The organism is Bacillus sp. G402 (genome assembly GCF_051172515.1).
Classification (GTDB): domain Bacteria; phylum Bacillota; class Bacilli; order Bacillales; family Bacillaceae; genus Bacillus; species Bacillus altitudinis.
In genome coordinates this window covers 816,820-836,505 of the sequence record NZ_JBPIZC010000002.1, presented here as the reverse complement: position 1 = coordinate 836,505, position 19,686 = coordinate 816,820, and the positions used below count along the sequence as shown (strand labels likewise).

Annotated in this window: 18 protein-coding genes, 1 pseudogene and 1 riboswitch; of the genes and pseudogenes, 18 read left to right on the top strand and 1 reads right to left on the bottom strand. The window is 41.1% G+C overall.

Features of this window, described 5'->3' with window-relative positions; all coding sequences use genetic code 11:
* Nucleotides 1–13: 13 nt before the first annotated feature.
* From ACSBQP_RS12895 to ACSBQP_RS12865, 7 genes are all read left to right on the top strand, one after another.
* Nucleotides 14–1,315, top strand: a complete 1,302-nt coding sequence (locus ACSBQP_RS12895; protein ID WP_039164991.1) for a pyrimidine-nucleoside phosphorylase — start codon at nt 14–16, stop codon at nt 1,313–1,315.
* 540 nt (nt 1,316–1,855) lie between these two features.
* Nucleotides 1,856–2,299 (top strand): MarR family transcriptional regulator, encoded by a 444-nt coding sequence (locus ACSBQP_RS12890; protein ID WP_008345718.1) that lies wholly within the window; start codon nt 1,856–1,858, stop codon nt 2,297–2,299.
* Between the two features lie 14 nt (nt 2,300–2,313).
* Nucleotides 2,314–2,952 (top strand): nitroreductase family protein, encoded by a 639-nt coding sequence (locus tag ACSBQP_RS12885; RefSeq protein WP_008345716.1) that lies wholly within the window; start codon nt 2,314–2,316, stop codon nt 2,950–2,952.
* A gap of 25 nt (nt 2,953–2,977) precedes the next feature.
* Nucleotides 2,978–3,271, top strand: coding sequence for a putative quinol monooxygenase (locus ACSBQP_RS12880; RefSeq protein ID WP_008345714.1), 294 nt, complete (start codon nt 2,978–2,980; stop codon nt 3,269–3,271).
* 189 nt (nt 3,272–3,460) lie between these two features.
* Nucleotides 3,461–5,842: an immune inhibitor A domain-containing protein gene (locus ACSBQP_RS12875; RefSeq protein WP_335350492.1), complete on the top strand. Its 2,382-nt coding sequence runs from the start codon at nt 3,461–3,463 to the stop codon at nt 5,840–5,842.
* 207 nt (nt 5,843–6,049) lie between these two features.
* Complete coding sequence (locus ACSBQP_RS12870; protein ID WP_008345710.1) at nt 6,050–6,313, top strand: ORF6C domain-containing protein; 264 nt, start codon at nt 6,050–6,052, stop codon at nt 6,311–6,313.
* The gene (locus ACSBQP_RS12865) at nt 6,310–6,681 is read left to right on the top strand and encodes a DUF1304 domain-containing protein (RefSeq protein WP_007498006.1); all 372 of its coding nucleotides are present in this window, start codon (nt 6,310–6,312) and stop codon (nt 6,679–6,681) included. The genes ACSBQP_RS12870 and ACSBQP_RS12865 overlap by 4 nt, the downstream gene beginning before the upstream one ends.
* A gap of 144 nt (nt 6,682–6,825) precedes the next feature.
* On the opposite strand, the pseudogene ACSBQP_RS12860 reads toward ACSBQP_RS12865, so the two are convergent.
* Nucleotides 6,826–7,017 (bottom strand): annotated as a pseudogene (locus ACSBQP_RS12860) (hypothetical protein); the annotation flags it as partial.
* 227 nt (nt 7,018–7,244) lie between these two features.
* Here ACSBQP_RS12860 and ACSBQP_RS12855 point away from each other — a divergent pair.
* From ACSBQP_RS12855 to ACSBQP_RS12805, 11 genes are all read left to right on the top strand, one after another.
* Nucleotides 7,245–7,901 (top strand): type 1 glutamine amidotransferase domain-containing protein, encoded by a 657-nt coding sequence (locus tag ACSBQP_RS12855; protein ID WP_017358640.1) that lies wholly within the window; start codon nt 7,245–7,247, stop codon nt 7,899–7,901.
* A 138-nt stretch (nt 7,902–8,039) separates the two neighbouring features.
* Complete coding sequence (locus ACSBQP_RS12850) at nt 8,040–9,167, top strand: hypothetical protein (RefSeq protein ID WP_017368357.1); 1,128 nt, start codon at nt 8,040–8,042, stop codon at nt 9,165–9,167.
* Nucleotides 9,168–9,223: 56 nt separating this feature from the next.
* A riboswitch (TPP riboswitch) is annotated at nt 9,224–9,327 on the top strand.
* 87 nt (nt 9,328–9,414) lie between these two features.
* Nucleotides 9,415–10,101, top strand: a complete 687-nt coding sequence (gene tenA / locus ACSBQP_RS12845; protein WP_017368356.1) for a thiaminase II — start codon at nt 9,415–9,417, stop codon at nt 10,099–10,101.
* Nucleotides 10,098–10,697, top strand: coding sequence for an ECF transporter S component (locus tag ACSBQP_RS12840; protein WP_019743666.1), 600 nt, complete (start codon nt 10,098–10,100; stop codon nt 10,695–10,697). The genes tenA and ACSBQP_RS12840 overlap by 4 nt, the downstream gene beginning before the upstream one ends.
* Complete coding sequence (locus tag ACSBQP_RS12835; protein ID WP_435028467.1) at nt 10,672–12,264, top strand: ABC transporter ATP-binding protein; 1,593 nt, start codon at nt 10,672–10,674, stop codon at nt 12,262–12,264. The genes ACSBQP_RS12840 and ACSBQP_RS12835 overlap by 26 nt, the downstream gene beginning before the upstream one ends.
* Nucleotides 12,254–12,988 (top strand): energy-coupling factor transporter transmembrane component T family protein, encoded by a 735-nt coding sequence (locus tag ACSBQP_RS12830; RefSeq protein ID WP_024719222.1) that lies wholly within the window; start codon nt 12,254–12,256, stop codon nt 12,986–12,988. The genes ACSBQP_RS12835 and ACSBQP_RS12830 overlap by 11 nt, the downstream gene beginning before the upstream one ends.
* 149 nt (nt 12,989–13,137) lie before the next feature.
* Entirely contained in the window at nt 13,138–13,977 is an 840-nt protein-coding gene (locus ACSBQP_RS12825; protein WP_024719223.1) for a methyl-accepting chemotaxis protein, read from the top strand.
* Nucleotides 13,978–14,150: 173 nt separating this feature from the next.
* On the top strand, nt 14,151–14,966 hold the full coding sequence (locus tag ACSBQP_RS12820; protein ID WP_217816009.1) for a YwqG family protein: 816 nt from the start codon (nt 14,151–14,153) through the stop codon (nt 14,964–14,966).
* Nucleotides 14,967–15,190: 224 nt separating this feature from the next.
* A complete protein-coding gene (gene licT / locus ACSBQP_RS12815; RefSeq protein ID WP_060832766.1) occupies nt 15,191–16,024 on the top strand; it encodes a BglG family transcription antiterminator LicT in 834 nt (277 codons plus the stop codon).
* A gap of 325 nt (nt 16,025–16,349) precedes the next feature.
* A complete protein-coding gene (locus ACSBQP_RS12810) occupies nt 16,350–18,257 on the top strand; it encodes a beta-glucoside-specific PTS transporter subunit IIABC (RefSeq protein ID WP_435028466.1) in 1,908 nt (635 codons plus the stop codon).
* Entirely contained in the window at nt 18,229–19,647 is a 1,419-nt protein-coding gene (locus tag ACSBQP_RS12805; protein ID WP_435028465.1) for a glycoside hydrolase family 1 protein, read from the top strand. The genes ACSBQP_RS12810 and ACSBQP_RS12805 overlap by 29 nt, the downstream gene beginning before the upstream one ends.
* Nucleotides 19,648–19,686: the final 39 nt, after the last annotated feature.

Below are 19,686 nucleotides of genomic sequence, written 5' to 3'. Positions count from 1 at the left end.
AATGGTGAAAACAATGAGAATGGTAGATATCATTGCGAAAAAACGTGACGGAAAAGAATTATCTTCAGAGGAAATTTCTTTCTTTGTCAAAGGTTATACGGACGGAACAATTCCTGACTACCAAGCAAGTGCCTTGGCGATGGCGATTTTCTTCCAAGATATGACGGATCAAGAACGTGCAGATTTAACACTCGCTATGGCAAACTCAGGGGACACAATTGACCTGTCTGCTATCGACGGCATTAAAGTAGACAAGCATTCAACAGGCGGTGTAGGCGATACAACAACGCTTGTACTCGCTCCTCTTGTTGCAGCACTTGATGTACCTGTTGCAAAAATGTCTGGGCGTGGTCTTGGACATACGGGTGGAACAGTCGACAAGTTAGAGGCAGTCAAAGGCTTCCACGTTGAAATTACAAAAGACGAGTTCATCGAGCTGGTGAACCGTCATAAAGTAGCGGTCATTGGACAATCAGGCAACCTGACACCTGCTGATAAAAAACTGTATGCCCTTCGTGATGTAACAGGAACTGTTAACTCAATCCCGCTCATTGCAAGCTCGATTATGAGTAAGAAAATCGCTGCTGGCGCAGATGCCATTGTACTAGATGTGAAAACAGGTGCAGGTGCTTTCATGAAAACACCTGAAGACTCTGAGAAGCTTGCAAAAGCAATGGTTCGTATCGGAAATAATGTTGGCAGACAAACGATGGCTGTCATCTCAGACATGTCTCAGCCGCTAGGATTAGCGATTGGAAATTCCCTTGAAGTGAAAGAGGCGATTGACACGCTTAAAGGCGAAGGCCCTGAAGACTTAAACGAGCTTGTGCTCACATTAGGAAGTCAAATGGTCGTTCTTGCGAAAAAAGCAGAGACACTTGATGAAGCAAGAGAAAAGCTAATTGAAGTCATGAAAAACGGCAAAGCACTTGAGAAATTCAAGGAATTTTTAGAAAACCAAGGTGGAGACGGCTCGATTGTAGATCAACCGGAAAAACTGCCACAAGCACCTTATCAAATCGAAGTGCCGGCAAAAGAATCAGGTGTGATCGCTGAAATCGTCGCAGACGAAATCGGTGTTGCAGCGATGATTCTTGGAGCAGGACGTGCAACAAAAGAAGACGATATCGACCTATCTGTTGGCATCATGCTCAACAAAAAAGTAGGCGATCGTGTAGAAAAAGGTGAATCTCTCGTGACGCTGCATGCAAATCGTGAAGATGTTGCGAATGTCATGGAGAAAATTTATGACAACATCCGCATCGCTGACCATGCTGATGCTCCGACTTTGATTCATACAGTGATTACAGAATAAAGAGAAGAAGACAAAAGTGATGAATCGCTTTTGTCTTTTTTTATGTAAATTTTAGGTAGCGCTTCTTCTAGATATGATAAGTTAGATGAGTGGGAGGGGATAAACCATGAGAATGCTCAAACTCATTCTCTTTATTTTTGTTGTCTTGATGATCATTGGATTTATCAGCTACTATGTGGGACCAACATCGACACCAAGTTCTTAAGGCGAGCAAAAGCTCGTCCCAGCGTGAAGACAAACCCTCGCATTCGGTGTCAGTCCTGCGCGCTGGTGCTCACGAATGTCAAATTCGCTCCGCAAAAGTAGCTGTCCTTTCTAGACTGCAAAGGTTTTCTTTCACGCTGAAAAGAAGACAAAGGGCTAAAATAAACTACATTTTAGCCCTTTGTCTACGACGAGCAAAAGCTCGTCTTTTTTAATTGAAATAAAAAATTTCACTTTATGAAACAAACCTCTTGCAATCATGAAATAATGGGTGTATATTAGTTGACGAGTCAATGATTGATATATCAACTAATTGATCTGAATAGAAAAGAGGGGATGGCATTGACTGCATTTTGCTCTGAAGAAGCAGAGGTATTATACCGTTTGCAGTGTGTGAACCGTATGATGGGCGTGAAGTTCGAAGCATGCACGGGCATCAGCCAATCAAGACTAGAGTTGCTATCACTGTTATTTCAAGCAGACGAAATCAGCCAGTCCGATTTGCAGAAAAAAGTAAATATTGATAGTGCGGCTGTGACGCGTCACTTAAAACAGTTAGAAACAAAAGGAATGGTCACGCGCAGAAGAAAGCCGGAAGATAATCGAGTCACGCTTGTTCGTCTGACAGAAGAAGGCAGAACAAGAATCGAAGCTTCTAAAAAAGAAAAAGAACGATTTATCTCAGAAATGCTTGAAAACGTAAGTGACGAAGAACGAAAGCTTCTCACTGATGTGCTCATCCGAATACAACAAAACATCGAAAAGATTCAAACAACCTAAAGGAGTGTTTCAACATGGCTACAACATTAAAAACAAACGATTTTATGGAAATTATGAAAGGACGCCGCTCCATTCGTAACTATGATCCAGCAGTGAAAATTAGCAAAGAAGAAATGACGGAGATTTTAGAAGAGGCAACAACAGCACCATCATCAGTGAATGCACAGCCTTGGCGCTTCATGGTCATTGACAGCCCAGAAGGAAAAGAAAAGCTCGCACCACTCGCAAAATTCAACCAAACACAAGTAGCTACATCATCAGCTGTCATCGCTGTGTTTGCAGATATGAAAAACAATGAATACTTAGAAGAAATTTATTCAAAAGCAGTAGAAAATGGCTACATGCCGCAGGAAGTAAAAGAAAGACAAATTGCTGCATTAACTGCACATTTTGAAGCTCTTCCAGAGCAAGTGAATCGTGAAACGATCTTAATTGACGGTGGACTTGTGTCAATGCAGCTGATGCTTGCTGCTCGTGCGCATGGCTATGATACAAACCCAATTGGCGGATATGACAAAGAAGTCATCGCTGAAACATTCGGCTGGGATAAAGAGCGCTATGTACCAGTTATGCTTCTATCCATTGGGAAAGCGGCTGACGAAGGTTATGCTTCTTACCGTTTACCGATCGATCGCATCACAGAGTGGAAATAATTTTTAAAAAAAGGGAGACGATCATATGATTATTATTCATGCAGGGATGACCATTCATCCAGAGAAAGAAAACGTATTTCTAGAAGAAATCAACGGTTTAATGAAAGCTTCACAGGAAGAAGCAGGCAATGTGTCCTACAAGCTTTTCAAGGATACAGAGAAAGAAAACACCTTTTTAATGGTAGAAGTGTGGAAAGATGAAGCAGCGGTTCAAAGCCATAATGCAAGTGCACATTTCCAAGCTTTCGTCGCAAAGGCAAAAGAATTTTTAGCCGCTCCACTTGATGTTGTTGCATATCAAGGAGAGCAGCTTTCATAGAAAAACAACAAACACCCTAGGCATTTATAGCCTAGGGTTCTTTTATTTTCGACAATTCGTTCCACCTATTTCAATCTCGTATTGTGCTTTTTCCACAAAGTTTCTGAAAATAAAATGTTTTTCGACTTAAGTATATTGGAATATGCTAGAATTAGATATTATTTATTACCAAATTAGGGAGGAACCAATATGAAAAAAGGGAAATGGACGAGCATCGCACTAACAGCTGTCCTCAGTTTAGGCACATTGACAGCTTTCAGCACCCCTCTATCTGCCCACACCTCAGAAAAGTCAACATCCTCAGATGGTGGTCATTATTCAGGTATTCCATTCGACGCAAGTGTTGTCAATGAAGACCGCCTCATCAAAGCCTTGAAAAAACAAGGAAAGATCAAAAAGAATGCCAATGAGGCAGAAACCCAAAAAGCATTAAAGAACTACCTAAAGAAAAAAGAAGAAGCAGCGATGAAACAAAGCGCAAGTACCTTAACAGAAGAACCTGAATTCCTAAAAGAATACAAACAAAATGTACATAATAAACTAGCCAAAAAGAAAAAGTTAAAGAAGCATAAAGGAAAAGAAGGCAATCAAGTAAAGCCGGTGCAAAAGGAAAAATATAAAGGCGACGTCCGTAATGATAAAGTTTTGGTCTTATTAGTAGATTTTAAAGATTATAAGCATAATAGTATTAAAAAAGAAGAGACTGATATGTACTATGACAAGTACGATCAGCAGCATTACCAAGATATGCTTTTCGGAAAAAATGGCTACATCGGTCCAGATGGTAAAAGAAAAGTATCTATGAAGCAGTATTATGAAAAGCAGTCCGGTGGAAGCTACACGATTAGTGGAACAGTAGCTGGATGGTATACAGCCAAGCATGAAGCAGCATATTATGGCGGGAACGTACCAGACGAATCAGGCAGTGACGGCAGACCGCGCGAATTGGTGAAAGAAGCCCTCGAAGCAGCGGCAAAGGATCCAAACATTGACCTTGGTGAATATGATCAATGGGACCGCTATGATATGGATGGAGACGGTGTTTATAATGAGCCGGACGGTATCATTGACCACCTCATGGTTGTACACGCTGGCGTAGGTGAAGAAGCTGGCGGCGGACAGCTTGGCTCTGACGCGATTTGGTCGCATCGCTGGTCACTTGGTGATGTATTTGAGATTCCAAACACTGAATCAGAAGTGGGTCAAGGCGGAAAGTTAGGCGCTCTAGATTATACGATTGAGCCTGAAGATGGCGCAGCAGGCGTGTTCACACATGAATTTGGACATGATCTTGGTCTGCCTGATGAATACGATACACAATACACAGGCAGAGGAGAGCCCGTTTCTTATTGGTCTATCATGTCAAGCGGAAGCTGGGCAGGTAAAGTACCTGGTACGGAACCAACAGGTTTTAGTCCATATGCAAAAGAAATGCTTCAAAACCTGCATGGCGGCAACTGGCTTTCTGGAAAAACCATTGATGGTAAGACATTAACAAAAAGCAAAACAGTTTTAATCGATGAAGCAGCAACAAAAGGAACCAACCATGATGCGGTTCGAGTCGATTTGCCAGATAAAGAGATTGTGGTCACTCAGCCTGCACAAGGGCAATATTCATACTTCAGCGGAACAGGTGACAATTTGAATGCTACCATGACGACATCAGGGATTGATTTGTCGAAGGGAAGCAAAGCCGAGCTTACGTTTAAAGCATGGTACGATATCGAAGAAGATTATGACTATGCGTATGTAGAAGTTCGTGAAACTGGGACAGACAAATGGACAACCATTGCTGGTAATATTACGAATGATCGAAATGAGGCAGGAGCGAATGAAGGCAATGGCATCGATGGGAAATCAGATGGATGGGTAGATGCATCCTTTGACCTTTCTGCTTATGCAGGGAAGAAGATCGATCTGCAATTCCGCTATACAACCGATGCAGGATATTCACTGCCAGGTTTATTTGTAGATGATCTAAAGATTACAGCAGATGGATCAAAAGTGTGGTCAGATGATGCCGAGGGAACGTCCACGTTCACTTTTAACGGATTCTCTCAATCTAATGGAAAACAATATGCCGCTCAGTATTATTTACTAGAATGGCGCTCTTATGCTGATGTCGATAAAGGCTTAAAGCATATCAAACGAGGAGCAAGTCTGATGAGCTATAATAACGGTTTGGTCGTGTGGTACGTCGATCAATCGTACAGTGATAACTGGGTTGGAAAACATCCAGGGAACGGCTTCCTTGGAGTCGTAGATGCAGATCAACAAGTGTTGAAATGGAGTGACGGCTCTATTGCAGCGACAGGTTTCCAAGTACATGATGCAGCATTCTCTTTGAATCCAAGCACGAAGCTGAATATTGATTATACAGCGACAACAGGCTTAACCTTAGAGGATCGCTATATCCGCCCAACGCGTACATTTAGTGATAAAAAGAACTATGTGAATCCAAATAACCCGGATGCAGGACGTGATGTGCCAACATACGGCCTATCCTTTAAAGTCGTCGGACAAAGTAAGGACCGTTCTGTTGGAAAGGTATTAATTTCTAAAAGCAACTAAACAAAAAGCCGGATTCTATCCATGAATCCGGCTTTTTGATACGTTAAGACATGGATTTTTAGCGTATGACTCGTCTTTGATCGAATGTTTGTTCTTTTTTATTTTGATATCCGAATGAAACCATTATATAATAGAGATTGGAAGGTTTTTCTTTCATTCAATGTTCTTTTTAGTTGTTAAAAAACCAAGAAAGGATGAGCGTTACCAATGAGTTGTGTCACTGCCAAGCAATTAAAGGTGATTCGAGGGACGATGCAGACTTTTTGCAGCCATTTAGAGTATGATGGCCACGGTAAGCTTCATATTAATACCATCATGGCTTTTATTAAAAAGGAATTTGGTGTAAGAAAAATGAAAGACATTCCACAAAGTCGTTTTCATGAGGCGTTAGAGCTAATCCAAGACTTTGATTTATACACGGACAAAATACAAATACGAGACCGTCTATCAGAAAGGAATTCACTAAATTGAATATTTTAGCAATGATTTTAGTAGGTATTGTCGCTTTAGAGCACATTGTCATCATGTTACTAGAAATGTTTTTTATGGAATCAAAAATGGCGAAAAGATCTTTCAATCTGCCTGAACACTTACAAAAGGATCCAAATGTGAAAGTGATGTTTGCTAATCAAGGGCTATACAATGGCTTTCTAGCTGCTGGACTCATTTGGGGGCTCATTCTTGGTTCGAATACCGTAGGATATATGATTCAGCTATTTTTCGTTCTTTGTGTGTTCATCGCAGCAGTATTTGGCGGTGTGACGTCTAATAAATCGATTATCATCAAACAAGGGTTACCAGCTTTTCTTGCATTAATTGCACTTATCCTGGCTATATAATCCTATCAGCGTGATAGAAAACCTTTGCAGTTTAGGAAGGACGAGCATCGGAGCGAATTTGACATTGGTGAGCACCGAAGCGCAGGACTGACACTGAATGCGAGGGGTTTGTCTACACGGTAAAGCCGCCCTAGAGGGCGGCTTTTATCTTTTACGCATTCCCATCAAACGAATAATGGACGTAAGACAAAGGGCGACAGCGACAGCCAATATGATTTTTCCATACATGACGCCCGTAAGATTCATTAAAAAGACAGCCAATATGATACAGAGCGTGATGATAATCATCACAATCGAATAGGTTTTCATCTCTTTTTCCACTCCTTTTAAATTCCCTCTAGCGCAAGAGGTCTGTCAATTGTTTCTCATATTATATCATTTCATCACAATTTTACATGAAATTCCCTGTCAATAGAATGTGACAGAATGATTAGATTTGAAGTGAGGCTATATTTTTTAAAAAATCGGGTATAACATAAAGAGTTGTCTCCAAGTCTGATTGCTTGATATTTAATTGTGCAAAATATAAAATAGTCACATGATAAATAGAAAGGATGATAAAGTTGAGCAAGAACGTTTTATTAGTATCAACAAGCAGCTCAGAAATGAACGGACACCCTACAGGCTTATGGCTAGAAGAATTGGCCGAGCCATTTCATATTTTTAAAGAAAATGGACTCAACGTGCAAATTGTTTCAATAAAAGGTGGAACAGTACCGATCGATAAAAATTCAATTCCTGAAGGAGTTCCAGCACAATATCAAGATGTGTATGAATTACTTCAAGACACAAAGGCACTGACAGATGTAAACCCAGCTGAGTATGATGGCATTTTCTTTGCTGGAGGACATGGCCCAATGATCGACTTTGCGTCCAATCAATTGGTTGCCGATGCGATCTTAGCGATTTCAGACAAAAATGGAGCCGTTGGGGCAGTTTGCCATGGCGTTTCTGCCTTTGTTGATGTGAAGGATCGTGATGGAAAATCATTTATCGACGGCAAGAAAATAACAGGATTCACAAACGAGGAAGAGGATGCTGTTCAGCTGACATCTAAAGTTCCATTTTTATTGGAAACAAAACTTCGCGAGCAAGGGGCAGCATTTGAAAAAGGCGATGCATTTGCGCCATTCGCTGTTGTAGACGGACAAATTATTACTGGACAAAATCCAGGATCAAGTGCAGAAACAGCACGCTTATTTGTCAAAACCATTGCATAAATCATCAAATAAACCAGTCGTGACTCATACGGCTGGTTTTTTTATGAAAATTTCCTAAAAAGTCCAAAACAAGTATTAGAAAAATGGTAAAATAATCACAGGGTAAAAAACCCAAATTAGGGAAAAGGGGATGTTCCTGTGAGAGCATTTTATGTCAAAATCACCGCCGCCTTACTGTCTATTTTATTGGTCACAACAGGTTTATTTTCACCAGCAATCAAAGCAGAAGATGCACCAAAATCAAGTGAAAAAGTATCGCCACTGACTGAAAAAGCCATTCAGCAAGTGCAAGAGTCGTTTGAAAAGCAGGATAAAGGGACTGCGGTTCAACAGAAGGAAGTAAAAAAATCATTTAAAGTAGATAAGAAAAAGGGAATAAGTATTAAACGAAAAGCGGCTGCAGATGGAAAGATGCGCACGTCTGCCGTTCGCTCTATTGATGGACTAGCTATTAATCAATCGGCAGTTTTAAACGAGGAAGATCCAGTTGATTTATGGTTCTTAAGTACATCGTCCCCTCAGGCGCTCATCAGCCGGATTACCTCTCCAAATGCTGATTATTTCGTTCAGTTATTTGTTATTGATTATGAAGAAGGACAAGCTTATCCAACGGATCTGATTCAACCAGCAGGCAGTCTGCTTGCGTTAAGCAATTTACCAGCGGGGGATTATGCGTTTGGTATTACTAGCGGTGGAAACTTTGGAGACTCATATACATTACAGGTGAACGCAAAAAACCCACCAAATTTCACAGGTGCTGAATCCCTGTCATCAACATTGCAATACTTTGTTGCTGCGTATGCCAATGGGGATGTTTTCGCAAATGGTACAAAAGTGTATAACAAACAATCTAAGACCGCCGATTATAAATGGGAGCGTGTATTTTATTTCTCATATGATGGAAAATATCAACAGAGAACGCATTCTGTTGACAGTGTAAAAGTGAAAAGTATTTCGGCACCAGTATCGTACTCTGCTCCATATGCGAGTTCCTCTGAGGCCATTCTTGTATACTTAGATGTGGAGACATTATTTATGTATCATGAATCATCGTTTGCTAGTGGGCAGTACTACCATAGCAGCTTTGTTGATACTCTCGGAAAGACAACGCCAAGGCGTTTAGACATTGATGACCTGACTAATTACGGCGATCATATTTTGGCTGTTGATATAAAGACAGGAAAGCCAATTGATTTCTTCAGTGTCCTTAATTTCTACTATGCAGCAGGGATCGAGAAGCTGCCAACGATCAATACATTGAATTAAGATCGGCGGTTGACATCAAATCGCCACATGTGTAGAGTAAAGATAATTAAATGACAAAAGTCCACTAGGGGAGTCATGTATGACTGAGACAAGAGAAAATCTTGGACCCTTTGAACCTGATCTAGTTTGTACTAGCGGAGGGAAGTGGAGCAGGACCTTGTCTTATTCATGATTGAATCGATAAGAAGGCCGCTCCATTTGGGGTGGCTTTTTCATTTATTCAACTGAAAAAGAGGAGGCTTTTTTTATGACATTTTCAACGCAATTAAGGCAAGAAGCAGAACCATTATTTGAAGCGATTTATCAGCATCCGTTTGTGAGAGGACTTGCAGCAGGAGAACTCGAAAAGGAACAGATCATTCATTATGTCAAACAGGATGCAGAATATTTAAATGCCTTTATTAAAATTTATGCGGCAGCCATTAGCAGATGTACAGACAGAGAGGACATTACCTTTTTCCATCAACAAATGGCTTTTGTCCTTGATAGTGAGACACATCCTCATCAAAACCTTTGCCGGGTGGCAGGTGTCGCTTATGATGAACTGCAAGGTGCATCTTTGGCGCCAAGTGCTCATCACTATATTCATCACATGCTGCAAGTCGCCGAGGAAGGGACGCTAGGAGAAATCATTGCGGTTTTGCTCCCTTGCCCTTGGACTTATTGGGAAATAGGCAAACGAATGCTCAGAGATGTAGAGCCCGATCCTGCCCATCCATTCTATGAGTGGATTACGTTTTATGGCGGGTTAACGGACTCTGTTACAGTGGAGCTTTGCAAACGGCTTGATCAGTGGGCGGAAGGAGCAAGTGAGAAGGAAAAGGAGAAAATGAAACAGCACTTCATCTTAAGCTGTCAGCTTGAGTATAAATTCTGGGACATGGCCTTTACTGTCGAAGAGTGGCCTGTCCAAATGGAGGTGCATTCTTCATGACATGGAAGATGAAAGAAGTCGTTCTCGCTGTCATTTTATCAGTGGCATGCGGAGTTATCTATTTAGGGTGGTCGACGCTTTATTTACCGATTACAGCCCTTGTCGGTCCAGCAGGAGGCAACATCATGTTCGGAATTTGGGTCATTGCCAGTCCAATCGTTGCTTACATTATCCAAAAGCCAGGAGCTGCCCTCATCGCAGAAACAGCCGCCGCCGCCGTGGAATTACTGACAGGCAGCCACTTCGGTCTTTCTGCGCTTTTGATTGGTGTATGCCAAGGACTTGGAGCAGAAATCGCCTTCGCTCTATTTGGCTATAAGCGATATCGCATGTGGACACTCATGTTGTCTGGTGCCTTTGCAGCAGTAGGGGCAATGGCATATAGCCTCATTGCCAATGGATTCGGCTATTACACGCCTCAAGTGTTACTCATGACACTTGTCACTCAAGTCATTAGCGGGATGTTACTCGGTGGTTGCTTAGCAAAGGTTGTGGTGGATGCTTTATCTAAAACGGGTGTGCTGAATCAATATGCCATCATGAAAGAAAAACGAAGTAAGGGTGACCAGCATGGATTCATTTCTCGCGTGCAGTAATCTCACTGTCCGTTTTTATGAACAGCCGAATCCCGTTCTTCATCAAGTATCTCTTTCTATTCAAAAGGGGGAAAAGGTGCTGATTTTAGGACCAAGTGGAAGCGGGAAATCTACGCTGATTTCTGTGCTTGCTGGCATTATTCCAGAGCATATGGAAGCTGAAGTACAGGGAGAAGTGATGCGGCAAAGGCATACTGGTGTCATGTTTCAAGATCCAGATTCGCAGTTTTGTATGCACAGAGTCAATGAGGAAATTGCGTTTAGCTTAGAGAATCGATCTGTCCCTCGTGAACAAATGGATAATATGATTCAGCATCTCATGAAAAAAGTACAGCTGGATGTCGACCCAAATACAGATATTCATACCTTATCTGGCGGCATGAAGCAGCGGTTGGCGCTTGCTTGTTTACTAGCATTAGAGCCAGATGTCCTGTTCTTTGATGAACCGACTGCACAGCTTGACCCAGCAGGAAGAATGGAGATATTTCAATTGCTTCAGCAGCTTTCGGCTGAACAGAATCAGACGATGATTTTTGTGGAGCATGTGTTAGACGGTGTCATCGAGTGGATGGATCGGGTGATCTTATTAGATCATCAAGGCCGTATCATAGCAGATGGAACGCCAAAAGACGTGATGAACACATTTGAGGGAGAAATGAAAGAAGCCGGCATTTGGCGTCCGAAAATATTTCCCGAGAAATGGTCCACTATCGTACAAGATCCGTTTCATCCACTGAGTCAAAAACTCTTGCAAACCTTTGAGGCGAGAAAAGAACGTCATGAGACATCAACAAATCGAGAGACAATCATTCGCACAGATCATCTACAATTAAGCTACGGGAAAAAAAGCATTATAGATGACCTGCACCTTGATATAAAAGCAGGAGATTGGGTTGCGATCATTGGTGAAAATGGAAGCGGAAAAAGTACGTTTCTTAAACATGTCATCCGTTTAGAACCAATAAAGAAAGGTCACATTTTTTTAAAAGGAAAACACCTGAAAAAGTGGTCTGACCGAACATTATATGAAAAAGCCGGCTTTGTATTTCAAAATCCAGAACTTCAATTTATACAGGACACAGTGTTTGATGAAATCGCATTTGGTGGGAGACAGCGAAATTGGCCAGAGCCTGTGGTGCAAGAAAAAACGAATCAGCTATTGGCAGAGTTCGGCCTAGAGAAGCATAGAGACGTGCATCCTTTCACCTTAAGTTTAGGACAAAAAAGAAGATTAAGTGTTGCCACGATGCTTCTTTTTGATCAGGATGTACTCATTTTAGATGAGCCGACCTTCGGGCAGGATGAGAAAACGGCGAGGGAGTTAATCCGGCGTTTAAAAGAACGTCAACGACAAGGCACCACTATTATCATGGTCACACATGATATGGAACTCGTTGATGAGTGCGCTGATCAGGTGCTTGTTTTTCATCAAGGGGAGCATGTTTATGATGGTACGCCTTTTGATTTATTTTCTCATCAGGAACTTGTCACTTCCTGTGAGCTGAGAGTGCCGTTACATTATCGCTATATGGCTGAAAGAAAGGAAGTGATGACGATTGCAAAGTAATCACTCCTTTCTATCCACTGTAAATCCAGTCATGAAATTACTCGCCCATCTCCTTGCGATGTGCTGTCTGATGGCGATTTCTGATCCTAAAACGACGTTCATCATCTGGCTGTTTGCACTTGGAATTGGACTTGTCCTAGGCGGCTGGAATTTGAAATACCTCATCACCAGACTTGTACCTTATCTGCTCTTTTTCATTCTCGTGTTTTGGATGATAGCGGCCTTTGGCAAGGGAGATCATACAGTTTGGAAATGGGCATGGTTTCATATCACAGAGGAGAGTTTAAGAAATGGGCTGACCATTTCTTTTAGAATGCTTGGGTTTGTGACATTTGGTCTCCTTTTTACATCAACAACTGATTTGACGGCCTTTATGATGAGCTTAATCCATCAATGCCGAATGTCACCCAAATGGGCATATGGGATGCTGGCAGGCTTCCGGTTTATCCCGTTGTTTCAAAGTGAATTGAAGCAAATGAAGGCTGCACATAAAATTAGAGGTTACAAGCAAAAAAACAGTTGGAAAGCGTTTATACGTTATGCACTCCCTCTTTTCACGCAAGGCGTACGGAAATCTGAACGACTAGCCATTGCGATGGAAGCAAGAGGCTTCACAGGGACGAGGGAGAGAACGTATTATCATGTCATCAGCACTTCATGGATCGACTGCATGTATCTTTTTTTCATCGTCATTAGTGTGTTGATATGCATCTTCTTCTTTTAAAAACAGCCACATTCTCTTGATGGAATGTGGCTGTTTTATATGTCTTAGGTCATTTGGTTGATATTAGTACACATTGCAGGCTGTAATAGATCATATAAAGAACCGATAAAGAGAGTGTACTGAGAAAAAGAGAGGATGAACGTGAGCGAATGTCACAGAGAATTGATAACATAATAGACGCTTTACCAATCGTTGGACTAGCTATGAGAGAGCAGCTAACCTTTTCTGTATTAGGGAAAGAGAAGGTTCTTTATTATCAGCAGCACGGGAACATTGACTTAGGGTTTAAAGCAGGCGACGTTGTAGCTCCCGGGTTCCAAAACTTTTCGATGTTGAAAAATGGGAGAGAGCCATCATTTATCCAGATTCCTAAAGAGGTGTACGGAATTCCTATGGACATCGTCGCCGTCCCGATTAAAGATGACAATGGTCAAGTAATCGCTGCCTTCTGTGTAGCATATGACCAAACGAATCAACAACGATTAGAACACATTATGACGGAAAGTAACGATGCTTCCGAAAAACTAGTCGCGATGGTACAGCAAGTGGCTGCACATTCAGAGGAACTACAAGCGACAAGTGAACAAATTCTACAAAATACAAAAACCACTGTCGAAAATTCCTCTAAAATCAACCAAGTGTCTAATCTCATCAAAGGTATCTCTGATCAAACGAACTTACTTGGACTCAATGCATCCATTGAGGCTGCAAGAGTCGGTGAAGCAGGAGCAGGCTTTGGGGTGGTTGCTACAGAAGTGAGAAAGCTGTCTACTCACGCGAAGCAGGCAACGACTGATATTGAAACAGCGCTAAAAGATGTGCAAGGCTCTATCAAAGGAATGGAAGAAGAAATAGCACAAATCGTGGCTTCTTCTGAACATCAAGCAGAACTCGTTGGCACTTTCACAAAAATTATTGAGGGGCTGCACGAAACGAACGAAACGATGAAATCATTGGCAACAGACTTAGTGAATTATCAAGTGAAATAAATAAACGAATCACAAAACCTCCAGCCATATCGGAGGTTTTTTAACGTGTTGAAGTGAGTTTTTTGTCATGATATTGACGGGTTTTTCACTGACAGGGAAGTTACACTTCTGTATGATAGAAAAAGAGAGACCTGTTTTGATCATTAGACCTATACATAAGGAGGAAGCCCATCTTGACACAATCAGCAAAGCTGCAAGAAGTACTTGCGCCTTACCGTCCATTGTTAGATCAAACTGAAAAACCACTGATTCAATTACAGATAAAACAAGGAAAAACAGGACCATATGACAGCAAAATAGCAGGTGATCCTTATTTCCCAAAAAACGACGAATATCCCGTTGATGGAGAAGGCCATCCTATGAAGCTGCTGGCACAAATCAATTTCGGCCAGCTGCCAAAGCTGAAAGATTACCCAGAAACAGGACTTTTGCAAATTTTTATTTCTGTACATGATGATCTTTATGGGATGAATATTGACCATAAAACAGAGCAAAAAGATTTTCGGATCAAATTTATTGAGGAACCTTTCTTAGCTGAAGAAGACTTATTGACTGATTTTTCATTCGTGAAAATTCCTGACGATTTTTATTTTCCAGTTACGAAGGAAGGCGCGATTACAGGTGAATTATCAAGCGAAACGATCAGTGTAGAAGATTTCCGCTTTGAAAAAGTCACAGGAAAGCGAAGCTGGGATCTATTCGAAGATGCTGTTGGTATTGATGGTGATGAAGCAGATACTTTACTAGATGAATTTTATGAGACAGCAAGTGGCTTTGGCCACAAAGTAGGCGGATACCCAGGTTTTACACAAGAAGACCCGCGTACCTATGTAGACCAAGAACATAGTGTGCTATTATTGCAAATTGACTCAGATGATGAAGTGGACATGTTATGGGGAGATTGCGGCATTGCTAACTTTTTTATCAAACCAGAAGACCTCAAACGAAAACATTTCGAAAATGTCGTCTATAACTGGGATTGCTCCTAATTTTGTAAAAAACACTCTTTTTGAAGAGTGTTTTTTGTCTATTTTTAGCCTTTTTGCCCCTAAATCGTCATTTCTGAGAGGTAATATGTCATTCTTTCTAGTTGACCGTATCAAAAAAAAATGTAAAATCATCTTAAAGTCCTCTTTTTTGAAAATAATAATAAAATGACATATCAATCAACAATGAAATGCTCGAAAAAGCGGAATGTACTGGGGGGGATCAATTGATCATTTCGAAAGTAATCAACAATAATGTGGTCAGTGCGTTTGATGACGAGCAGCATGAGCTGGTCATTATGGGCAGAGGGATTGCGTTTCAAAAGAAAAGCGGAGACCCGATTGACGAAGAACGTATTGAAAAAGTATTTTCCATTCAAAATAAAGATATATCAGAAAAATTCAAAACCCTGCTTTATGATATTCCGATCGAGTATATGCAAGTGTGTGAGGCAATTATCGATTACGCGAGAACGACCCTTAACAAAAATTTAAATGACAGCATCTATGTCACGTTAACGGATCATATTACCTTTGCTATTGAACGTCATCAAAAAGGAATGGACATTAAAAATGCCTTGCTTTGGGAAATCAAACGGCTGTACAAAGAGGAATTCATGTGTGGTGTAGAAGCGATTCGGATCATACAGGACAAGCTCAACATCCATCTTCCCGAGGATGAAGCAGGCTTTATTGCGATGCATATTGTTAATGCAGAACTGAATGAGGAAATGCCGAATGTCATTCAAATTACAAAACTGATTCAAGATATTTTGAACATCGTAAAGTATCATTTCCAAATTGATTTGGACGAAGAATCATTAAATTATTTCCGTTTTGTCACGCATTTGAAGTTTTTTGGACAGCGTCTGTTTAACGAAACACAAATGGAAAATCAAAATGAGTTTCTGTATGAAGTGGTAAAGGAAAAAAATACAGCCGCTTTTCAATGTGCGGAGAAAATTAATGACTATGTTCAAAAAGAATACAACCGAAGTCTCATAGAAGATGAGATGTTATACTTAACTTTGCACATCGATCGAGTCATAAAAAGAAAATAAATCAAAAAGAAAGCGTTGACATATCAAAATTAACATGCTAATTTATAACTATAAACTCAATAACCCACAATCTTTTAGGATTGTTACTGGTCAAGCAGGCAAAACCTAAATCATTGTCCCTATCTTTGATAAGGCATGATTTAGGTTTTTTTGTATCTAAAGGCTTATAAAATTGAATAACGATCAATCGCTATGAAGGATTGTTACTGGTTAAGCAGGCAAAACCTAAATATCGATTAATGTCTGAATCGCTATTTTTCGGGCATTAATGGATGTTTAGGTTTTTTCTATATCAAGATGAAATCAACGATTGGAGGGTAACACAATGAACCACAAACAAACAGCAAAAGAAGTTCTAGAGCTTGTCGGCGGTGAAAAGAATGTAAAGCAAGTCACGCATTGTATGACAAGACTTCGCTTCAATTTATACGATGAAGGCAAGGCGGATAAGGAGAAGCTGCAATCAACAGATGGCGTCATGGGCGTGAATCAAAGCGGCGGTCAATACCATGTCATTATTGGCAACGACGTATCAAACGTCTATCAAGCAATGATTGCTGATTCTGGGTTATCAACAGATGTAAAGTCAGGCGATTCAGAAGAAGCATCAAAACAAAATGTGATTTCAAAGCTTTTCGATTTTATCTCTGGTGTCTTCACACCGATTCTTCCAGCCATCGCTGGAGCTGGTATGATCAAAGGGATCTTGGCATTAATGCTGACGTTCCAATGGATCTCAGATAAAAGCAGCACATATGCGATTTTAACAGCTATCGGAGACGGAGCCTTTTACTTCTTACCGATTCTGCTTGCTGTAAGCGTAGCCAAAAAAATTGGCACAAATCAGTATATCGCCGCTGCCATTGCAGCAGCCGCACTGCACCCGCAGCTCACCGCTTTACTAGGTGCAGGAAATACAGAATTTCTAGGCTTGCCAGTGGTTGCCGTTGTGTACTCTTCATCGGTGATTCCAATTCTACTCACTATCTGGCTCGGCTCATATGTGGAAAGATTCGCAGAAAAATATAGTCCGAAATCACTAAAAATCATTCTTGTTCCAACAGTTACACTTCTTGTCGTGGTACCAGTTATGCTTATCGCGGTTGGACCGCTTGGTGGGATTATCGGAAATGGCCTTTCAGGTGGAATTGATTTATTGTTCAAACATGCAGGTATTTTGGCCGGACTCTTAATCGGTGGATTTATGTCACCATTGATCATTACGGGCATGCACTATGCACTACTTCCAATCATGATCAACAACATTACATTAAACGGTTTTGACTTCATTCTTCCAATGATGTTTGTAGCGAATATGGCACAAGCAGGCGCAGCATTCGGTGTCTTCTTAAGATCAAAAAACAAAACATTCAAATCATTGGCGATGTCTACAAGTATCACTGCATTAATGGGTATTACTGAACCTGCTATGTATGGTGTGAACATGCGATTGAAAAAACCGTTCCTTGCAGCCCTCATTGGTGCAGCAGCAGGCGGCGTGTTCATGTCTATCTTCAAAGTAAAGTCATATGTGATATCAGGATCAGCAGGTCTTCCAGGTCTCCCAACGTTCATTGGACCGACATTTGTGTACTCCATCATTGGATTAGTGATCGGCTTTGTTGTAGCAACCATCATGACACTTGTCCTAGGATTCAAAGATGTACCAGTGAAAGATGATACAAAAGCAGACAAACCAGAAGAAAAGAAAGACACAGTGGCGCTTCAAAATGAAGTAGTACAAAGCCCGCTTGAAGGTCAATTAAAGCCGCTAAATCAAGTAAATGATGCAACATTCTCTAATGAAATCATGGGTAAAGGTACAGCCATTGTCCCAACAGTTGGACGTGTAGTAGCACCATTCAATGGCAAGGTTGAAACCATTTTTCAAACGAAACATGCCATTGGCTTAAAGAGTGACCAAGGCACTGAGCTTCTCATCCATGTGGGGATTGATACAGTAAAACTTGGCGGTAAACATTTCACAAGTCATGTGCAGTCAGGTGATCTCGTTCAAGCAGGAGATCTGCTAGTTGAATTTGATATCAAGAGCATTCAGCAAGATGGCTATGATGTAACAACGCCAATTATCGTCACCAACACAAATGATTATGCACAAGTTGATGCGAAAACAGTTGGGGCGATTACAGTAAAAGAGACACTGCTTACAGTCAGTGTAGAAGAAAATGAGGAGGGCATTCAACATGACGAATTTAGAAAAAACATTTCCTAAAGGTTTCTTATGGGGCGGCGCAGTAGCAGCCAACCAAATTGAAGGCGCTTATAACAAAGATGGAAAAGGCTTATCGACAGCGGATGTATCACCACACGGGATTATGCACCCATTCGATGAATCAATGAAAGACCTTAACTTATATCATGATGCGATCGACTTCTATCATCGCTACAAAGAAGATATTGCCCTGTTTGCAGAAATGGGATTCAAGTGCTTCAGACTATCCATTTCTTGGCCACGTATTTTCCCAAATGGTGACGATGCGGAACCGAATGAAGCGGGCCTCGCTTTCTATGAAAAAGTATTTGATGAACTGCATAAGCATGGAATTGAGCCAGTTGTCACGATCTCTCACTATGAAATGCCACTTGCACTTGTGAAAAACTACGGCGGATGGAGAAACCGTAAGCTTGTGGGTCTTTATGAAACATACGCTAAAACATTGTTCACTCGCTTTAAAGATAAAGTGAAATATTGGATGACTTTTAATGAAATCAACGTTGTGTTACATGCTCCTTTCACAGGGGGTGGCCTTGTATTTGAAGAAGGCGAAGACGAGAAAAGCATTCAATATCAAGCAGCGCATCACCAATTTGTTGCAAGTGCTCTAGCTGTTAAAGCAGGACACGAAATCATTCCAGATGCTAAAATCGGTTGTATGATTGCAGCGATGACCACATATCCGTACAGCTCAAGACCTGAAGATATGTTTGCTGCGATTGATCAAGATCGTAAAACATTGTTCTTCTCAGATGTACAGGCAAGAGGCTATTACCCTGGATACATGAAACGTTATTTCCTGGAAAATAACATCAACATTGAATTCCAAGACGGTGACGAAGACATTCTAAGAAACCATACAGTCGACTATATTGGCTTCAGCTATTATATGAGTTTTGTGACAAGTACAGATCCAGAGGTTCTTGGACAAGTTACTGGTGGTAACCTATTTGAAGGCGTGAAAAACCCTTATCTAGAAGCAAGTGATTGGGGCTGGCAAATTGATCCAAAAGGACTTCGTACAACACTAAACCAACTATATGACCGCTACCAAAAACCATTGTTTATCGTAGAAAATGGATTGGGTGCTGTGGATCAAGTAGAAGAAGACGGCTCCATTCAAGACGATTACCGAATTGATTACCTCAGAAGTCATTTGCTTGAGGCAAGAGAAGCGATCGCAGACGGCGTTGATCTGATCGGCTATACAAGCTGGGGACCAATTGACCTTGTCAGTGCCTCAACGGCTGAAATGAAAAAACGCTACGGCTTCATTTATGTCGATCGTAATAACGAAGGAAAAGGTACATTAGATCGAAAGAAAAAGAAAAGCTTTGATTGGTATAAACAAGTGATTGCGACAAATGGAAAGCATTTAGACGCATAAAAAAAAGAGACAAACCGCTGATCAAACGGTTTGTCTCTT

Excerpts from the sequence above, each read along its gene's own strand:
- ACSBQP_RS12880 (WP_008345714.1), top strand. The coding sequence starts at position 2,978 with ATGATTATTATTCATGCAGGGATGACCATTCATCCAGAGAAAGAAAAC.
- ACSBQP_RS12840 (WP_019743666.1), top strand. The coding sequence starts at position 10,098 with ATGACATGGAAGATGAAAGAAGTCGTTCTCGCTGTCATTTTATCAGTG.
- tenA (WP_017368356.1), top strand. The coding sequence starts at position 9,415 with ATGACATTTTCAACGCAATTAAGGCAAGAAGCAGAACCATTATTTGAA.
- ACSBQP_RS12885 (WP_008345716.1), top strand. The coding sequence starts at position 2,314 with ATGGCTACAACATTAAAAACAAACGATTTTATGGAAATTATGAAAGGA.
- ACSBQP_RS12805 (WP_435028465.1), top strand. The coding sequence starts at position 18,229 with ATGACGAATTTAGAAAAAACATTTCCTAAAGGTTTCTTATGGGGCGGC.
- ACSBQP_RS12870 (WP_008345710.1), top strand. The coding sequence starts at position 6,050 with ATGAGTTGTGTCACTGCCAAGCAATTAAAGGTGATTCGAGGGACGATG.
- ACSBQP_RS12835 (WP_435028467.1), top strand. The coding sequence starts at position 10,672 with ATGGATTCATTTCTCGCGTGCAGTAATCTCACTGTCCGTTTTTATGAA.
- ACSBQP_RS12825 (WP_024719223.1), top strand. The coding sequence starts at position 13,138 with ATGTCACAGAGAATTGATAACATAATAGACGCTTTACCAATCGTTGGA.
- ACSBQP_RS12890 (WP_008345718.1), top strand. The coding sequence starts at position 1,856 with ATGGCATTGACTGCATTTTGCTCTGAAGAAGCAGAGGTATTATACCGT.
- ACSBQP_RS12875 (WP_335350492.1), top strand. The coding sequence starts at position 3,461 with ATGAAAAAAGGGAAATGGACGAGCATCGCACTAACAGCTGTCCTCAGT.
- ACSBQP_RS12895 (WP_039164991.1), top strand. The coding sequence starts at position 14 with ATGAGAATGGTAGATATCATTGCGAAAAAACGTGACGGAAAAGAATTA.
- ACSBQP_RS12810 (WP_435028466.1), top strand. The coding sequence starts at position 16,350 with ATGAACCACAAACAAACAGCAAAAGAAGTTCTAGAGCTTGTCGGCGGT.